Genomic DNA, 15,005 nt, shown 5'->3' with positions numbered 1-15,005 from the left:
CTATTGAACGAGCATCGGAACCTGGGTTCCGGACGCGCTGCCGCTGCCGGGCAAGCCGTGCGTCGCGCACGGGTTGTTGCCCGACACCGACGAGCCGAGGTATTCCAGATGCGCGACGATGGCGCCGCTGCCGGCGCTGAACGGGAGCGGATCGAGCATCAGCACGCAATCCCACTGCGTGACGTGCACCTTGCCGCTGGTGCCCTTCAGCGTCGAACAGTCGCCCTCCGGCGCGAGCGCGAGGCGCCGGTCGCTGCCGTAGGTCGCGTAGTTGCTCGCCGTCGCCGTGCCGTTGGTGGCGATGCCGCTGCCCGACGGCGGTGCGCCGTCGCCCTGGTAAGGCTTGAAGCTCGCGCGGTCGGCCACGAACTGCGTGTACGCGTCGCCCTTGATGCCCGGCGTTCCCGGCGGCCCGTAGTTCGGGCCGACATACGCGTAGCCGGTGAAGTCGGGCTGGCCGCTCGAACCATTCGCGCCGTTCGTATAGATGCCGAAGCGCGTGTTCCAGGCCCGCAGCGACGCCGACTTCAGGCCCGTGGTGGCCAGGTCCGGCGGGCTAGTGATGTTGCAGGTATTGCCCGACAGCTCGCTCGCGAGCGTCGTCTCGTTCGTCGAGCCGTCGAGCGCCGCCCAGCCGAAGTTGCCGGGCCCGTAGGTCGACGACGATCCGGACGGCGACGTGATCCAGTCGCCGACCTTGTAGGCCGGATCGGACGGACCACGGCACACGAACACCGGAATCGCGCAGGTCGTCTGCCCGCCGCCGACGGTCGCGATCGCGCTCGCCGACACTTCCGCCGCATTCGCGAGCTTCGTGCCCGGCAGCACGTTCAGCACCTCGATGAACCAGTGCGCGATGTTGCTCAGCGTCGCGGTGCACTGCACGTACTTGACGCTCGCCGGGTTCGTGACCGCGTTCTTCGCCAGGAACGGGTTGGTCAGCGAATCGCTGAACGTGACGTTCGCGTTCGTCGACATCTGCACCGACGTCTTCTGGAAAAACACGAAATTCAGGTGACCGGCGGCGATGCCGTCGGCCTCGGCCACCGACAGGCTGATGGCCGAGGTCAGGTCGCGCGCGGCCGACAGCGCGCAGGCATCGGCGCTGTTCTGCAGTTCGCTGCGCGTGACGTACAGCTTGCCAAGATCCAGCGCGAGCCCGACGAACCCGATCATCACCGCCAGCGAGAGGCCGACGATGATCGCGACGGCACCGCGCTGGCGATGCAGGCTGCGACGCGTGACTTTCGGATAGCGGGCTGCGCGGTTCATGGCGTTCTCCCTGAGCATGCCGTCGTTATTGGGTAGCCTTGCCGATGCCGATCACGAACGCATTGGCAGGCGGCACGGTCTGCTTGAACGACTTGTCGTAGTTGTCGAGCGCGGCCGCGGCGGCGCTGCCGTCGACCCCCGGCGCCGACGCCGGATGTTCGCCGGCATGCGGGTCGATGATCTGGGCGTGCATCACGGTGCGGACCGAATCGCCGAAGCGGCTGTCCCACACCGGGGTCGACGACATGCAGCCGGCAAGCGCGAACGCGAGCGGGACGGCGAGCGCCGCGCGGCGCACGAATACGAGGTAGGCGGATTTCATGAGCTTCCCCTTGGATGGCTTCAACGATCGGTGGACTGAGGTTCCGCACCCGTACGCGCGATCTGCGCGTTGGGCGCCGCCGCGGTCCGGTGCTTGGTGCGCGCCGACGGCTGGTCCGACGGTTCGGCGCCGGCGGCCGCAAGACGCGCGGCGGCGGCTTCGATGCGTGCGACGCGCGCCGCGGTGGCCGCATCGGGCTGCGGCGCGGCGGCCGCGACCGGCGCGGGCGCCTTCGGCGGCTCGGCCGGCACCGGTTGCTGCACGTCGGCTTGCGGCGCGCGCGGCGCGGGCAGCGCGGCCGGCACGACCGGTGCTTCCGATTTCGGCGCCGGAGCGGGTGCCGGCGCCTGGGCCGGTGTCTGCGGCGCGGCGGCCGCACCGTTCGCGGGCTGCATCGGCTGGGCGCCTGCCTTGCGCACGCCGCGGCGGCCTTCCATGTTGCCGGTCGCATACACGTCGATTTCGCTCGGCTTCGAGAAGCTGTCGGTCGGCAGCGCGACGTCCGCCGTCTGCAGCGGCTTCACCAGGTGCGGCGTGATCAGGAAGATCAGCTCGGTGCGGTCCTGCTGGAACGACGTGCTGCGGAACAGCGCGCCGAGCACCGGCACTTCGCCGACACCGGGGATCGCCTTCAGCGCACCGCTTGCGTTGTCCTTGATCAGCCCGCCGATCGCGAACGATTCGCCGTCGCTCATCTGCACCGTCGTCGATGCGCGCCGCGTGGTGATCAGCGGCAGGATCGACGTGCCGCCGATGTTTGACGCGCTCAGCGTGACGCCCGTCTGCGACAGTTCCGACACTTCCGGCGCGACCTTCAGGCTGATCCGGCCGTTGGCCAGCACCGTCGGCGTGAACTTCAGCGCGACGCCGAACTCCTCTTCCTGCAGCGTGATCGACGAGACGCCGTTGCTGCCGCTCTGCGGGATCGGGATGAAGATCTTGCCGCCCGCGAGGAACGTCGCTTCCTGGCCGCTGATCGTCACGAGGTTCGGCTCCGCGAGGATCTTCACGAGGTTGTCGGTGTTCTGCGCGTCGGCCGCGATGCTGAACGGCTTGTTGTTCGCCTTGTTGAAGATGGCGCCGCTCGCGACACCGGCAAGCAGGTTGCTGACCAGCGCGCCGCTCCACGAACCGAAGCCGCCCTGGATGTTGAACGCGCTGCCCATCTGGTTGATCAGCGTCTTCGACACCTCGGCCACCTTCACCTCGAGCATCACCTGCTGCGGCGACGTGACGTTCAGCATGTTGAGCACGCCGCCGCCCTGCTTGCCGCCGCCCGCGCCTTCGCCCGCGCTGTCGCCGTACGCATGGGCGATCTGCACGGCCTGCTGCGCGGCCTGCGAGCTCGACACGGTGCCGGCCAGCACGATCGTGCCGGCCGCGGTCGACACATGGATGTCGCGCTCGTTCGGCATCAGTTGCAGCAGCGACGCCTGCAGCCCGCCGGCGTCCGCGCCGACCGCGACGTCGATCACGCGGCATGCGCCGCTCCTGCCCTGCACGATCATGTTGGTCGTGCCGACCGCGAGCCCGAGGATGTACAGCGTCTGCGGCGACACCATCGTCGCCTGCGCGACGGCCGGATTGCCGATCGTCCGGTTGCGGACCGGCTCCGGCATCGGCACCAGCAGCGACTTGCCGAGCGGCACCGCGACACTGGTCGATTCGCGCACGGCGCCGACGCAGTTCGGCCCGCGCAGCGGCCCCGCCGACGCGGCGGGCGCGGCGGCCGGCGCCGGCGTCATGCTGATCGTCATCTGCATCGGCCCCTTGCCGGCCGCGGCGGGCGCGCTGGCGCCGCCCTTGGTCAGCACCGCCGATTCGATGCCTTCCTGGGCGAGTGCGCCATATACGGTCAGCCATCCCGAACAGAGGATCGCGGCCATCATCGTGCCCCGTGCGACGCGTGTGCGCAGTGGGCCGGTACCTGTGCGTTGCGGTTTGATCTTCATTTCGTCTGATCCCCCGAGAGACCGGCGCCGTGCCGGTTATCGACTTCCAAGGCCGCCGCGCGTTGCCGGCGGCCGGTTTGTTTATCTGGCTGGTTGGTTTGGCTTCAGAAACACTCGACGCTGCCCTTCACGCCCGTCAGCACGCCGACGCAGTCGCGCCGCACTTCCGGCGCCGCATGCGACGCGACGTGCACACGGACCGGCCGCACCTGGACGGGCGCCGGCGCCGCTGCCGGTGCGGGCTCCTTGCCGAGCAGCGTCAGCTTGGTCGCGCCGCCGGTGGTCAGCGTCTTCTGGTCGACCTGGTTGCGCAGCACGAGCGACAGCGTGCCGACGCTGCGCGCGAGGTCGAGCCGTTCGGCCTGGTCGGGCGTGACTTCGAGCGTCACCGCGTTGACCACCTTCGGCGCCGTGTCGTCGCGGCTGACCTGCTGCGCGACGGCGAGCACGAGGATGTGCTCGAGCACGATCTTCGAGATGCTCTGCCCGTCGGTCTTGCCCTGCTGTTCCTGCGTGTTGACGATCACGTCGACGTAGTTGCCCGGCAGCGCGAAGCCCGCGACGCCGACCACGTCGTTCACGCGCACCGTGATCGCGCGGCTGCCGTCGGCGATCACCGCGGACAGCCCGCCCTTCGTGCCGACCGGCGCGAGCTTCGACTCGATCACCGGCTCGCCGCGCGCGAGGCTGGTGCGCACGACGCGCCCTTCGAGCGTTTTCGTATCGGTGAACGCGCCGGTCGGCACGCTGCCCGACGGCCAGCTCACCATGTGGATCTGGTTCGGCCCGAGCGGCTCGCCCAGGTTCAGGTCGGTGGTGGCCACCGCGACGGACGTGACCGAGCTCGTGGATGTCTGTACCAGCCAGCGGGACGCGAACACGACCGCGGCGAGACCCGCGATCATCGCGACGACCAGCATCATGAGCGCTCGACTGTTTTTCATGGCAATGCTCCTCGACGAATCGTGAAAGAAACGGCTCAACCGGTGATGAACGTGCGGCCTCCGCGCTCGACGGGCGGCGGATGGCTGCCGTCACGTTCGGGCGCCGAGCCGAAATAGCTCGCCCACGCGTCGTAAAGCGCGTCGTGCGTCACTTCGGGCGGATCGCCGCGATACCGCGCACCGGCGGCCACCAGGCGCAGCAGATCCACGGGGAAACAGGCAAGAAACGCCTTGCCGGTCGGAAAATGCAGCCGGTGCAGCAGGAAGTCGAAAGCATCGCTCGCCGATACGAGCCCGAGCGACGTGCAGGCCGCGTCGTACACGGCGCGGTAGTGATCGATCGACATCGCGCCGACGTGCAGCTTCGAGCCGAGGCGGCGCATGAACGCGTCGTCGCAGAACTGCTCCGGCGCCAGGTTGCTCGAGAACACCGGCCATACGTCGAACGGCATCACGAAGCGGTTGCCGGATTCGAGCGTCATGAAATCGACGCCGCGATCGAGCGGACGTAGCCAGCGGTTGAGCAGGTCGCGCGGCTCGACGCGCTGGCGGCCGAGATCGTCGACGACGTACATGCCCATGTTCGCCTTCATGTGCGGCGGCGCCTGATAGAAGCCGGCTGCTTCGTCGCGGCGAAGATCGAGCTCGCCGAGCGTCAGTTCGCCGCCGGACATCACGACCGGCCGTTCGCACAGGCGCCAGCGACGGTCGACCGACTGGCCGCGGGCCTGCGACGCTGCGTCGACATGCAGGAGCGGGTCGTAGACCTGGATCACTTCGCCGGCCGCGCAGATCGCGTACGGGATCGGTACGCGACCATGCATCAGCGTGCCGAGCCGTTCGGCGAGGAAGGTCTTGCCGCTGCCGGCCGGGCCGTAGATCAGCAGCGGCCGGCCGGCGTTCAGCGCGGCAGCGGCGGAGTCGAGGATCGACGTGTCGATCACGACGCCTTCGAACGCCGCCCACACGTCGCTCTGACCGATGTGCAGCTTGCGCACCGAATGCGCGGCCACGTTCGCGAGATACGCGTCGAGCGTGACCGGCGCGGGACCGCTGTAGCCGCTGCGTTCCCGTTCCTCGAGCGCGAGCACGCGGCCCGCGTCGGTCAGGCGAAACGTGACGTCGAGATCGGTCGCGCCGCGATGGGTCAGCTCGACGAGATGCTCGCGCACCAGGAACGCAAAGACGTCGTCGAGCACCGCGAGCGGCAGGCAGTGCCGCTCGACCAGGTCGCCGTACGACGGGCGGCCGAGCATCAGCGTCGACTTCAGCACGAGGCCGGCGACGAACGTCGTGCTCAGGCCGGTTTCCGCGAGCGTGCGCGGCGCCGCGGGCAGCTGCGCGCCCAGCTTCGTATGGATCTCCCGCGACGGCGGCGGATCGGGCAGGCGTGCCACCTGCGCGTCGCGTCTCGGTTCGGTGTGGTTCGTGTTCATGGTCGCTCCGTCCTCGTTGCGTCCTCGTTGCGGATCCGCCGCGCTATGCGCACGACGCGAACAGCATGCCCAGCGTGCCGACCGCGATCGCCACGCCGTACGGCAGCGTGCCGACCGACGCGATCTCGACGGGGCCGTCGTCGGCCTCGGCGCGCGCCGCTCGCGAGCGCCGCACGATCAGCGTGCGCACGTTCGCCCACATCTGGCGCATCCGCCCGCGCAGCAGCGCGTAGGCGATGGCGCCGACCCCGCCGGCCACGAACGTGGCCAGCACGATGTAAAACGTCATTTCCGCGCCGACCCATGCGCCGATCGCGAGCATCAGCTTCACGTCGCCGGCCGCCATCCCGCGCAACAGGTAGAACGGCAGCAGCAGGCCGAAGCCGGTCGCGGCTCCGGCGAGCCATCCGAGCGCGCCGGCCAGCACGCCGTGCAGCAGGCACTGCGCAACCAGCGCGCCGGCCAGGCCGAGCAACACGAGGCGGTTCGGAATGCGACGGCTGGCGATGTCCGTACTGGCCGCGGCGATCGCGAGCAGCGTCACGCACAACGGAACCGGGTAAGGCGGCGCAACGGGAAACATGGCGAACCTCGCGTATCGAATCGGTGGATCAGGAAACCATGGACAACGCGGTGGTCAAGGCGGCGCTGACGGCCGCGGCGATCATCTCGTACGTATCGACGAGCGAGCCCTTCAGCGTGACGACGCTGCCCAGTACCGCGACGGCGAACATCGACGCGAGCAATGCATATTCGATCGACGTCACACCCCGTTCGTCGGCGATCCAGCGACGGGCGACACGCGCGAAGGCTTGCATGATGGTCTCCGGTTTCCGGTTGATCGGGATGGCCGGGGACGGCTCGAATGCTGCACCAGCCGAGCCGCCCGCGGCGCGGTGCATCAGATGCCTGCAACCGCCGAATCGAGGTCGGCCGCGATCGTGCTGAACACGGTCTTGAGGTCCTTCCCGATGGTCGACAGCGCGGCGATGATGCCGATGGCGATCAGCGCGGCGATCAGGCCGTATTCGATGGCGGTCACGCCGTCTTCGTCGCGAATGAAACGGCCGGCTTGTTGAATGAACTTGGACATGGTGTTCTCCTTGCGTGGTGACTTGCAAAACCCTCGCGCACCGGCTGGTCGGACGACCGTGCATCGATACGTCGAGGAATGTCGTTGATGCCGTGTGGCGCCGACGAACGATTCGAACGATCGGACAAACCGTTCGTCGTACCGTCCATCAGAGGCCTGCTACCGCCGAGTCCAGATCCGCGGCGATCGTGCTGAACACGGTCTTCAGATCCGTACCGACCGTCGCCAGCGCGGCGACGATGCCGATTGCGATCAGCGCGGCGATCAGGCCGTATTCAATGGCCGTCACGCCGTCCTGATCCTGGACGAACCACGCGATCTTTTCGATGATTCTTGACATGAGCACTCTCCTTTCGGACTGCTATGAAATACCCTTCGTCGGTCAAGACGTCGGGGGTGGGCACCACCGGCACTACGCTAGAAATCGGAAGCCGACGATCAGTCGCGGAAACGGGGCGGACTACCGCGGTTCGTACGAACGGGTATCGGCGAGACGGAGCATGAGAGACGCGTGTACGGTCCGACCGGCCGGATGAATCGGGCAGGTCGAGCGACCGGAACGGCACGACGGCCGTTCGACGCATGGAATCCGGTTGAACGGGAGAGGAACTCCCGGCAAAGCTGCAATGTGTCTTTAACGCGGCTTGCGATCCGCGATGTGCTGTGGTCGTTCATTTTTATTCCCCATGTACTGCCATGCCGATTTCTTATTGCCCGGAAGCTGCCAGGTCTGGTGGGTCGTTCGACGACGGTTCCCGCGGTTGATGGATCTGGAGCTGCTGTTCCCCGACGCGCTCCGGACCATCCTTTCCGCAGGCGATTCGCGAGCCGGTTCCGCTGCCTGTTGCCTGAACCGCCCGCTCGCCACGTCGTCGACTGCCGTGCCAACGCTTACGCAAAGAGCGGACCATCCCGGGCGGAATCGAGGCATACCAAGGGTTTCGGCGATCCGCTCGCCAGCCCGTCAAACGCTCGGCTGCCGAAATGTTTCAACTTTGATATATGCGGGTCGGGCGCATGCAGCCGGCATGAAACCCCGTCATCGCGCTGCACAAAGGGCCTAAAAAATTTTCTCGGGATTTTCCCGAACGCCGCGCGTTGCCCGAGCGTCGCGGGTTCGGCGGCATGCCCGGTCGGTAAAAATCACGGAATGTTTCAGGCCAGAAACACAAATTCCGGCGGCGGCGTTTTCTCATACCAGAAATGGCGGTTTTCGCCCGAATCGCTGAACACATTCAATGCCGTCCGGCCGTGCCTGGTTTGCATCACGCGTTTTTTTCTTCAACAATGAATTCACGGACAACGCCATTTCAGAGCGATCGATCCGCAGGCACGACAACATCGAACGGCCGCGACAGACCACGCGGCCACACCACAGACGGGGCATCATGTACACAGCCAATCGTGGAACGCGCGATCGCGCAATACGCTGTGCTCAATGGCTGACGGCCGACCGGATCATTCCGTACAGCTGCATCATGCTGGCGCTCTTCGTTGCGCTGCTGATCGTCTGGGGTGTCGTGACCGACGGCTTCACGTCGAACGCCACCGCCCGCCCCGGCACCGACTTCTCGGTCTTCTGGACCGCATCGCATCTCGTGTTGCAAGGCCACGCCGCGGCGGCCTACGACACGTCGTCATTCCTGCAGGCCGAGTTCGCGCACTTCGGTGCGTATCTGCAAAACCGGCCGCTTCCCTGGCTCTATCCGCCGACGATGCTGCTGTTCATCGCTCCGGTTGCCCTCGTGCCTTTCCTGCCCGCTTACTTCCTCTTTTTCGCGGGCAGTCTTTTATGCTACGCGTTCGCCGTCTCGCGGTTGTCGGGGCTGCGCGCGCATCTTCCCGTGCCGCGCGCCGCGGCGCTCGTCGTCGTCGCGTATTCGGCCGTGTGCATGTCCGCGCTGTTCGGCCAGAACAGCATCCTGACCGCCGGCCTCGCCGCGCTCGCGCTGCATCTGCTCGGCAAGCGTCCGGTCGTGGCGGGCGTGCTGATCGGGCTGCTCGCGATCAAGCCGCAACTCGCGGTCGTGTTCCCGTTCGTGCTGATCGCGACGCGCGCATGGCGCACCTTCGCGGCGGCCGGGCTCAGCACGACGCTGTTCGCGGCCGCCGGCGTCGCACTGGCCGGCCCCGCCGCGCTGCACGGGTTGAGTCATGCGATGTCGACGGTGCGCGAGCAGCACTTCATGCTCGCGTCGTACTGGCTCGCGTCGCCGACGCCGTTCGCCGCGCTGCGGCTGGCGGGCGCGCCGGTGGCGGCCGCGCTGGCCGCGCAGGCGGCGGTCGCGCTCGTCGCACTCGCCGCGGCCGTCGACGTATGGCGCCGCACGCGCGACATGCGACTGCGCGGCGCGGTGCTGGCGGTCGCCACGCTGCTGACGACGCCGTACCTGTGGAACTACGAACTGACGTGGCTCGGCATCGCGGTCTTCTGCCTGATCGCGCACGGTCTCGACGAAGGCTGGCTGCCCGGCGACCAGGGCATCCTCGTGCTGGCGTGGCTGCTGCCCATCTTCGAAATGCTGAACCGGCTGATGAAGCTGCCGCAGATCGGGCCGGTCGTGCTGCTCGCGGTGCTGTTCGTGGTGGTGCGCCGCACGGCGCTTGCCTCGCGGAGCGCACGATGAAAACGCCATCGTTCGCCCGCCACGCGCACTCGGCCGCGGACATGCATCCGGAACTCCCGATCGCCGGCCCGCGCCGCCGTCCGCACTGGCTCAACCGCGATCGCGTACGGCTCTATGCCGCCGGCGTGCTGTTGACGGAGCTGCTGTTCATCGTCATCTACCTGATCCGCGTGCACCTGTCGCACGACGGCGCGCTGGAGCCGCTGTCGCAGGATTTCTCGCCGGTCTGGAGCGCCGCATGGCTCGCCGCGCACGGACGTGGCGCCGACGCGTGGCATTACTCCACGCTGTTCGCGGTCCAACAGCTCGCCATCCCGACGATGACCCTCGCGGACGGCACGCTGCCGTGGCTCTATCCGCCGACGATGCTGCTGCTCGTGCTGCCGCTCGGCTGGCTGCCGTACACGCTGGCGCTCGTGCTGTGGCTCGCGATCACGTATGCGCTGTTCGCCGCGGCGATGCGCGCGACCGTGCAGCGCGACGCCGCGTGGCTGTGCGCGCTTGCGTTCCCCGGCGCGTTCCTTACGGTGATCGTCGGGCAGACGAGCCTCTTCACCGCGACGCTCGCCGCGTTCGGCCTGCTCGCGCTGAACCGCCGCCCCGTCTGCGCCGGCATCTGTTTCGGGTTGCTGACGATGAAGCCGCAGCTCGCGGTGCTGTTCCCGCTCGCGCTGCTGTGTGCCGGCCAATGGCGCGCGCTGGGCGCATGGGCCGCGACGATCGCCGTCGGCGCCCTGCTCGCGACGCTCGCGTTCGGCGTCGGCCCATGGATCGCGTTCATCCAGTTGATCGCCCACGTCTATACGATCGTCGGCACCGGCCACGCGAAGCTCGCGCGCATGCCGACCATGTTCGCGCTGGCGACGATGGCCGGCTGGCCCGCGCTCGTCGCGCGCGGCCTTCAATTGCTGTCGGCGGCGGGCGCGGCGATTGCTGTCGTCTATGCGTGGCGCGGCGCGTGTTCGTACGCGCTGCGCGCCGCGACCCTCGCATGCGCATGCCTGCTCGTCAGCCCCTATCTGTACGACTACGACCTGACGTGGTACGGCATCGTGATCGCGTGGTACGCACGCTATGCGTGGACGCACGGCTGGCGGCGCTTCGATCGCGAATGGCTGATGCTGCTGTGGCCGATGCCGCTCGCGAGCCTCGCGATCGTCCCGCATCTGTCGTTCCAGTTCATGCCGCTCGTGACGCTCGCGTCGCTCGCGCTGCTCGTCAGCCGGATCGCCCAGGAAAGACGCGACGTGCCGTCGATGCCCGACGCGCGCGACATCTCGACCGAGACCGAATTCGCGCACCCGGTCCGACCGCACCACCGCCCGGCGCACGGCATGCGCCGCACCGGCCGCCTGACGCTCGGCGCCCACCGGTAAAACGACATCACAAGGGGAATCATCATGCGGGAATCCATCTACACGCCGCTCGTCTCGCTGGTCGTGCCGTTCTACAACGAAGGCGAAGCCGTCGAGCGCTTCTTCGACGTCGTGATTCCGCTGATGAGCGCGATCGATGCGATCCGCTTCGAGATCGTCTGCGTGAACGACGGCAGCCGCGACGACACGCTGGAACGTCTGGTCCGGATCGGCGCCGCCGAGCGGCGCGTGCGCGTCATCGATCTCACCCGCAATTTCGGCAAGGAGGCCGCGCTGACGGCCGGCCTCGACGAAGCCGCCGGCGATGCGGTGATCCCGCTCGACGCCGACCTGCAGGACCCGCCGAGCCTGATTCCGGTGCTGATCGAGCACTGGCGCGACGGCGCGGAGGTCGTCGCGGCCAAGCGCAGCAACCGCGCATGCGATTCGTTCGCCAAGCGCACCGCCGCCGCGATCTACTATCGCGTGCACAACCTGCTGTCGGACGTGAAGCTGCCGGAGAACGTCGGCGATTTCCGGTTGATGGATCGCAAGGTCGTGAACGCGCTGCGCAACCTGCCCGAGCGGCACCGCTTCATGAAGGGCCTGTTCGCGTGGGTCGGCTACAAGACCGTGATCGTCGAATACCAGCGCGATCCGCGCAGCGCCGGGCACTCGAAATTCTCCGGGTGGAAGCTGTGGAATTTCGCACTGGAAGGCATCACCAGCTTCAGCACCGTGCCGCTGCGCAGCTGGACCTACATCGGCATCGGCATCGCGGCGCTCGCATTCGTGTACGGCACGTTCATCATCCTGCGCACGCTGCTGTTCGGCAATCCGGTGCTCGGCTACGCGTCGCTGATCTCGGTCACGCTGTTCATCGGCGGCATCGAGCTGATCGGGATCGGCGTCGTCGGCGAATACGTCGGGCGGATCTACGACGAATCGAAGCAACGGCCCGTGTACCTGATCCGCCGCCGCTACCAGACGCACGGCAAGGTGATCGAACTGCCGGTCGCGCGCGACGCACGCCGCCAGCCCGCACGCCGGCGCGCGCAGCCGGTCCGGGCGCGCATCGGCGCGCGCTGACGCGCAGGCGCCATGATCGCGCTGCTGCAGGCCGAGCGCACGCGGCTCGTGCGCTTCGGCGTGTCCGGGCTCGGCTCGACCGCGATCCATTCGCTGGTCGCGGCCGCCCTGTTCGCGCTGTTCGATGCGACGCCGGTGACCGCGAATGCGGTCGCGTTCCTCTGCGCGACCGGGTTCTCGTATCTGGCGAATACGCTGTGGAGCTTCTCGTCGACGGTGCGCACCCGCAACGCGACGCGCTTTCTCGCGGTCACGCTCGTCGGGTTCGTCGAAACGATGCTGCTTGCACGCGCCGCCGAGGCGCTGGATGCGTCGCGCGCGATGAGCGTCGTCGCGATCGCGCTGCTGATTCCGCCGACGACGTTCGTGCTGCACCGGCTCTGGACGTACCGGTAAGCGGCCCGCTTCCCGCTCCCGCCAATAATCGGTCAATCAATTAACAGATTCAATGTCGTGATATTTATGTCACGCATCGATTCGATTGATTACGATTTCAAAATTAACCCGATAAATCATTTTCCGACCTGTTTACTTTTACAGCTTCCACGATTAACCAAACGGGATAATCTGCATTCGCCGTCGCTTCTGCATGCGTCGAATCCGGCGAAAACCCTTGCAGCACAACGCGATGGCGGCCGCATGAAGCAATTCTCGAAACGATAAGTTCCATTACTTGAAACGGGAGCTTCTATGTCACGCGTTACCGATGTGCTCGTCTCGTTCGATACCGAAACCATTCTCAAAAAATATCCGAATCCCAGCAGGAACCCGGCCGCGCCGACGCTGATCGACTGGCATTACGTGTATATGGTGACGAATCAGGACAACGTCATCTCCGGGCAGGCGGGCGGCGAGCTCGATCTGAAGGCGCAGGTCGGCGACCTGATCCGCTGGCGCGAAACGAGCCTGTCGCTGGGCTTCGAAAACCAGGTGGTGTTCTACAAGTTCGTCGGCAACGCCGGCAACGACCTGATCTCGACGCCGACGCCGCGCGTCGCGGAAGCGTCGATCCCGGTGCCGAACACGAGCAAACCGGAAGTGCCGACGTGCCAGAAGGTCGCGAACTACTACTGGTCTTCCGAATGCCTGAAGGTCGGCCGCGTGACCTACCACTTCCAGTTCCAGATCATCGATCGCAATTGCCAGAGCCAGGGCTGCTTCTCGTGGGATCCGTTCATCTCGATCCATAACTGATCGCGGCACGCGGGCGGCGCACGACGGCCGTCCGTGCCGCTCCCTTGTTGCGGAGGGCGTGCTCATGTCTGGTGTTCGTTACGATGTGCTGGCGATCGTCGACGCCGTCACGCTGCTGTCGGCCTATCCCGATGCGAGCCGGGACGCCGACGCGCCGACCGCGATCGACGGCCGGCACATCTACGTGTTGAGCCCCGGCGACACCGGGCAGGTCGGCCGCAACGACAACCGGCTCTTCGCCGGCCTGTGGCCGGGCGACCAGCTTCATCTGCGCGAAACCGCGCTCGCGCTGCGTGCGGAGGCGACCGTGCTGTTCGTCCGGTTCGCGTTGAAGGACGCCGGCATCGTCGCGCCGATCGAAGCGGAAATCCGCGACGCCGCCGTGCCGGTTCCGGACGGCGACGATCTGCTGCATCCGTCGTGCCGGCCGATGAAAGACCATTTCTGGCGCAGCGAGGTGCTGGCCGCGGGCGCCACCTCGTGCACGGCCGATTTCGCGGTGCTCGATCGCGACGGCGCCGTGTCGGGCTATTTCCGCTGGGAAACGACGATCGAGATCGCCGCCAGCCAGCCGGACGCGAAACCGCCCGGCGCCAAGCCGTAACCGGATCGCGACGGCTATTTCAAGCAGCCGCCGACTACCGGTTTCAACGCGGCCGGGGCGGAGGACGACTACGACGACGCTCACGTGCGCCCCGCCGCGTGCGGTACTCAGGTGCGCGGCAGCCCCGGCGGATTGGTCTGCGACCGGTCGATCGCTTCGGCGTCCAGCCGCCAGTGATCGAGCGCCTTCCGGTAGCTGCCGTTCGCGATCAGCGCATTGATCGCGAGCGTCAGCGGATCGGCGAGGCCGCTGCCCTTGCGGGTCGTGATCGCGATATCGGCAGTGCGCGGCCAGCCGCCGCTGACGGTGCCGATCAGTTTCGCATCGCCGCGCAGCGACGCCTGGTACGCGAGCATCGAATTCACGCTGAAGATCGTGTCGACGCGGCCCGACTGCAGCGCGACCCAACGCTCGGCCGCATCCGCGTAATACTGGATCTCGATCGGCGCGAGGCCGCGCGCGACGTTCTGCCGGTTCCATTCGAGCAGGATCTTTTCCTGGTTCGTGCCCGAATCGGTCACGACGCGCAGCCCGGCGACGTCCTTCGGCTCGCGGATCGCGGCAAGCTTGCTGTTGGTCTTCACGTAGAAGCCGAGCTGGTCCTTCCGGTAGGTCGAGAAGTCGAACTTCTCCTTGCGCTGCTCGGTCACCGTCACGTTCGAGATCACCGCGTCGACCTTGCCGGACTGCAGCGCGAGCGGCCAGTCGGCCCATGCGAGCGGCACGATTTTCAGCTTGCGGCCGACGCTGTCCGCGATCAGCTGCGCGAGATCGGGATCGAAGCCGACCACCGTGCGCGCGTCGGTCGCATAGGTGCTGAGCGGCGGCAGGTTCGGCGCGATGCCGATCGTCAGCGTGTTCGCTTCGGCAAACCGGAAGCCGGCCGGCAGCGCCTGCTCGACCGCCGGGTTCACGGCGCCGCGCTGCCGGGCCGGCTGCTCGGGGCTCAGGTCGAACGATGCAGCGCGCGCGGTGACGGCGCTTCCGGCGCTCGCGGCGATCAGCGCGACGGCCAGCACGCGGGCGATGCGCCCAACGGGAAAGGCGGTTCTTCTCATTTCTTGTGGATTCCTATTTTTATTCGAGGATGCTGGGAGCGAGCGCGGGCAGCGGGCTG

16 protein-coding genes are annotated in these 15,005 nt (G+C 67.3%); 6 read left to right on the top strand and 10 right to left on the bottom strand.

Annotated elements, in window-relative coordinates; genetic code table 11:
* From JYG37_RS30940 to JYG37_RS30900, 9 genes are all read right to left on the bottom strand, one after another.
* A complete protein-coding gene (locus JYG37_RS30940; protein ID WP_124630120.1) occupies nucleotides 1-1,272 on the bottom strand; it encodes a pilus assembly protein TadG-related protein in 1,272 nt (423 codons plus the stop codon).
* A 25-nt stretch (nucleotides 1,273-1,297) separates the two neighbouring features.
* Nucleotides 1,298-1,594: a hypothetical protein gene (locus JYG37_RS30935; protein WP_050015333.1), complete on the bottom strand. Its 297-nt coding sequence runs from the start codon at nucleotides 1,592-1,594 to the stop codon at nucleotides 1,298-1,300.
* Between the two features lie 20 nt (nucleotides 1,595-1,614).
* Entirely contained in the window at nucleotides 1,615-3,546 is a 1,932-nt protein-coding gene (locus JYG37_RS30930) for a type II and III secretion system protein family protein (protein ID WP_050015334.1), read from the bottom strand.
* Nucleotides 3,547-3,650: 104 nt separating this feature from the next.
* Nucleotides 3,651-4,490: a Flp pilus assembly protein CpaB gene (gene cpaB / locus JYG37_RS30925; RefSeq protein WP_124592664.1), complete on the bottom strand. Its 840-nt coding sequence runs from the start codon at nucleotides 4,488-4,490 to the stop codon at nucleotides 3,651-3,653.
* Between the two features lie 35 nt (nucleotides 4,491-4,525).
* Nucleotides 4,526-5,926, bottom strand: coding sequence for a DUF8689 domain-containing protein (locus JYG37_RS30920; RefSeq protein ID WP_124592663.1), 1,401 nt, complete (start codon nucleotides 5,924-5,926; stop codon nucleotides 4,526-4,528).
* A gap of 43 nt (nucleotides 5,927-5,969) precedes the next feature.
* Nucleotides 5,970-6,509 (bottom strand): A24 family peptidase, encoded by a 540-nt coding sequence (locus JYG37_RS30915; RefSeq protein WP_050015339.1) that lies wholly within the window; start codon nucleotides 6,507-6,509, stop codon nucleotides 5,970-5,972.
* Between the two features lie 28 nt (nucleotides 6,510-6,537).
* Nucleotides 6,538-6,744 (bottom strand): Flp family type IVb pilin, encoded by a 207-nt coding sequence (locus JYG37_RS30910; protein WP_124555503.1) that lies wholly within the window; start codon nucleotides 6,742-6,744, stop codon nucleotides 6,538-6,540.
* Between the two features lie 83 nt (nucleotides 6,745-6,827).
* Nucleotides 6,828-7,019 carry a Flp family type IVb pilin gene (locus JYG37_RS30905; RefSeq protein WP_050015343.1) on the bottom strand — a complete coding sequence of 64 codons (192 nt, stop codon included), beginning with the start codon at nucleotides 7,017-7,019 and terminating at the stop codon, nucleotides 6,828-6,830.
* Nucleotides 7,020-7,167: 148 nt separating this feature from the next.
* Nucleotides 7,168-7,359 (bottom strand): Flp family type IVb pilin, encoded by a 192-nt coding sequence (locus JYG37_RS30900; protein WP_050015345.1) that lies wholly within the window; start codon nucleotides 7,357-7,359, stop codon nucleotides 7,168-7,170.
* Nucleotides 7,360-8,407: 1,048 nt separating this feature from the next.
* On the opposite strand from JYG37_RS30900, the gene JYG37_RS30895 reads away from it, so the two are divergent.
* From JYG37_RS30895 to JYG37_RS30870, 6 genes are all read left to right on the top strand, one after another.
* Nucleotides 8,408-9,646, top strand: a complete 1,239-nt coding sequence (locus JYG37_RS30895) for a glycosyltransferase family 87 protein (protein ID WP_213346990.1) — start codon at nucleotides 8,408-8,410, stop codon at nucleotides 9,644-9,646.
* Nucleotides 9,643-11,022, top strand: coding sequence for a glycosyltransferase family 87 protein (locus JYG37_RS30890; protein WP_213346988.1), 1,380 nt, complete (start codon nucleotides 9,643-9,645; stop codon nucleotides 11,020-11,022). The genes JYG37_RS30895 and JYG37_RS30890 overlap by 4 nt, the downstream gene beginning before the upstream one ends.
* Before the next feature lie 24 nt (nucleotides 11,023-11,046).
* The gene (locus JYG37_RS30885; RefSeq protein WP_124555462.1) at nucleotides 11,047-12,090 is read left to right on the top strand and encodes a glycosyltransferase family 2 protein; all 1,044 of its coding nucleotides are present in this window, start codon (nucleotides 11,047-11,049) and stop codon (nucleotides 12,088-12,090) included.
* 12 nt (nucleotides 12,091-12,102) lie between these two features.
* The gene (locus tag JYG37_RS30880) at nucleotides 12,103-12,486 is read left to right on the top strand and encodes a GtrA family protein (protein WP_050015352.1); all 384 of its coding nucleotides are present in this window, start codon (nucleotides 12,103-12,105) and stop codon (nucleotides 12,484-12,486) included.
* A 294-nt stretch (nucleotides 12,487-12,780) separates the two neighbouring features.
* A complete protein-coding gene (locus JYG37_RS30875) occupies nucleotides 12,781-13,284 on the top strand; it encodes an inclusion body family protein (protein ID WP_213346986.1) in 504 nt (167 codons plus the stop codon).
* A gap of 64 nt (nucleotides 13,285-13,348) precedes the next feature.
* Nucleotides 13,349-13,888: an AidA/PixA family protein gene (locus JYG37_RS30870; protein WP_213346984.1), complete on the top strand. Its 540-nt coding sequence runs from the start codon at nucleotides 13,349-13,351 to the stop codon at nucleotides 13,886-13,888.
* 107 nt (nucleotides 13,889-13,995) lie between these two features.
* Here JYG37_RS30870 and JYG37_RS30865 read toward each other — a convergent pair whose 3' ends face one another.
* Nucleotides 13,996-14,946, bottom strand: a complete 951-nt coding sequence (locus JYG37_RS30865; RefSeq protein ID WP_050015356.1) for an ABC transporter substrate-binding protein — start codon at nucleotides 14,944-14,946, stop codon at nucleotides 13,996-13,998.
* Between the last annotated feature and the right edge of the window lie 59 nt (nucleotides 14,947-15,005).

The organism is Burkholderia sp. LAS2 (assembly GCF_018417615.1).
Lineage (GTDB): Bacteria > Pseudomonadota > Gammaproteobacteria > Burkholderiales > Burkholderiaceae > Burkholderia > Burkholderia sola.
This window is presented reverse-complemented; position numbering and strand designations above follow the sequence as displayed.

What these genes read in the sequence shown, in the direction of transcription:
- JYG37_RS30940 (WP_124630120.1), bottom strand. Translation starts at nt 1,272, where the DNA reads ATGAACCGCGCAGCCCGCTATCCGAAAGTCACGCGTCGCAGCCTGCAT.
- JYG37_RS30935 (WP_050015333.1), bottom strand. Translation starts at nt 1,594, where the DNA reads ATGAAATCCGCCTACCTCGTATTCGTGCGCCGCGCGGCGCTCGCCGTC.
- JYG37_RS30930 (WP_050015334.1), bottom strand. Translation starts at nt 3,546, where the DNA reads ATGAAGATCAAACCGCAACGCACAGGTACCGGCCCACTGCGCACACGC.
- cpaB (WP_124592664.1), bottom strand. Translation starts at nt 4,490, where the DNA reads ATGAAAAACAGTCGAGCGCTCATGATGCTGGTCGTCGCGATGATCGCG.
- JYG37_RS30920 (WP_124592663.1), bottom strand. Translation starts at nt 5,926, where the DNA reads ATGAACACGAACCACACCGAACCGAGACGCGACGCGCAGGTGGCACGC.
- JYG37_RS30915 (WP_050015339.1), bottom strand. Translation starts at nt 6,509, where the DNA reads ATGTTTCCCGTTGCGCCGCCTTACCCGGTTCCGTTGTGCGTGACGCTG.
- JYG37_RS30910 (WP_124555503.1), bottom strand. Translation starts at nt 6,744, where the DNA reads ATGCAAGCCTTCGCGCGTGTCGCCCGTCGCTGGATCGCCGACGAACGG.
- JYG37_RS30905 (WP_050015343.1), bottom strand. Translation starts at nt 7,019, where the DNA reads ATGTCCAAGTTCATTCAACAAGCCGGCCGTTTCATTCGCGACGAAGAC.
- JYG37_RS30900 (WP_050015345.1), bottom strand. Translation starts at nt 7,359, where the DNA reads ATGTCAAGAATCATCGAAAAGATCGCGTGGTTCGTCCAGGATCAGGAC.
- JYG37_RS30895 (WP_213346990.1), top strand. Translation starts at nt 8,408, where the DNA reads ATGTACACAGCCAATCGTGGAACGCGCGATCGCGCAATACGCTGTGCT.
- JYG37_RS30890 (WP_213346988.1), top strand. Translation starts at nt 9,643, where the DNA reads ATGAAAACGCCATCGTTCGCCCGCCACGCGCACTCGGCCGCGGACATG.
- JYG37_RS30885 (WP_124555462.1), top strand. Translation starts at nt 11,047, where the DNA reads ATGCGGGAATCCATCTACACGCCGCTCGTCTCGCTGGTCGTGCCGTTC.
- JYG37_RS30880 (WP_050015352.1), top strand. Translation starts at nt 12,103, where the DNA reads ATGATCGCGCTGCTGCAGGCCGAGCGCACGCGGCTCGTGCGCTTCGGC.
- JYG37_RS30875 (WP_213346986.1), top strand. Translation starts at nt 12,781, where the DNA reads ATGTCACGCGTTACCGATGTGCTCGTCTCGTTCGATACCGAAACCATT.
- JYG37_RS30870 (WP_213346984.1), top strand. Translation starts at nt 13,349, where the DNA reads ATGTCTGGTGTTCGTTACGATGTGCTGGCGATCGTCGACGCCGTCACG.
- JYG37_RS30865 (WP_050015356.1), bottom strand. Translation starts at nt 14,946, where the DNA reads ATGAGAAGAACCGCCTTTCCCGTTGGGCGCATCGCCCGCGTGCTGGCC.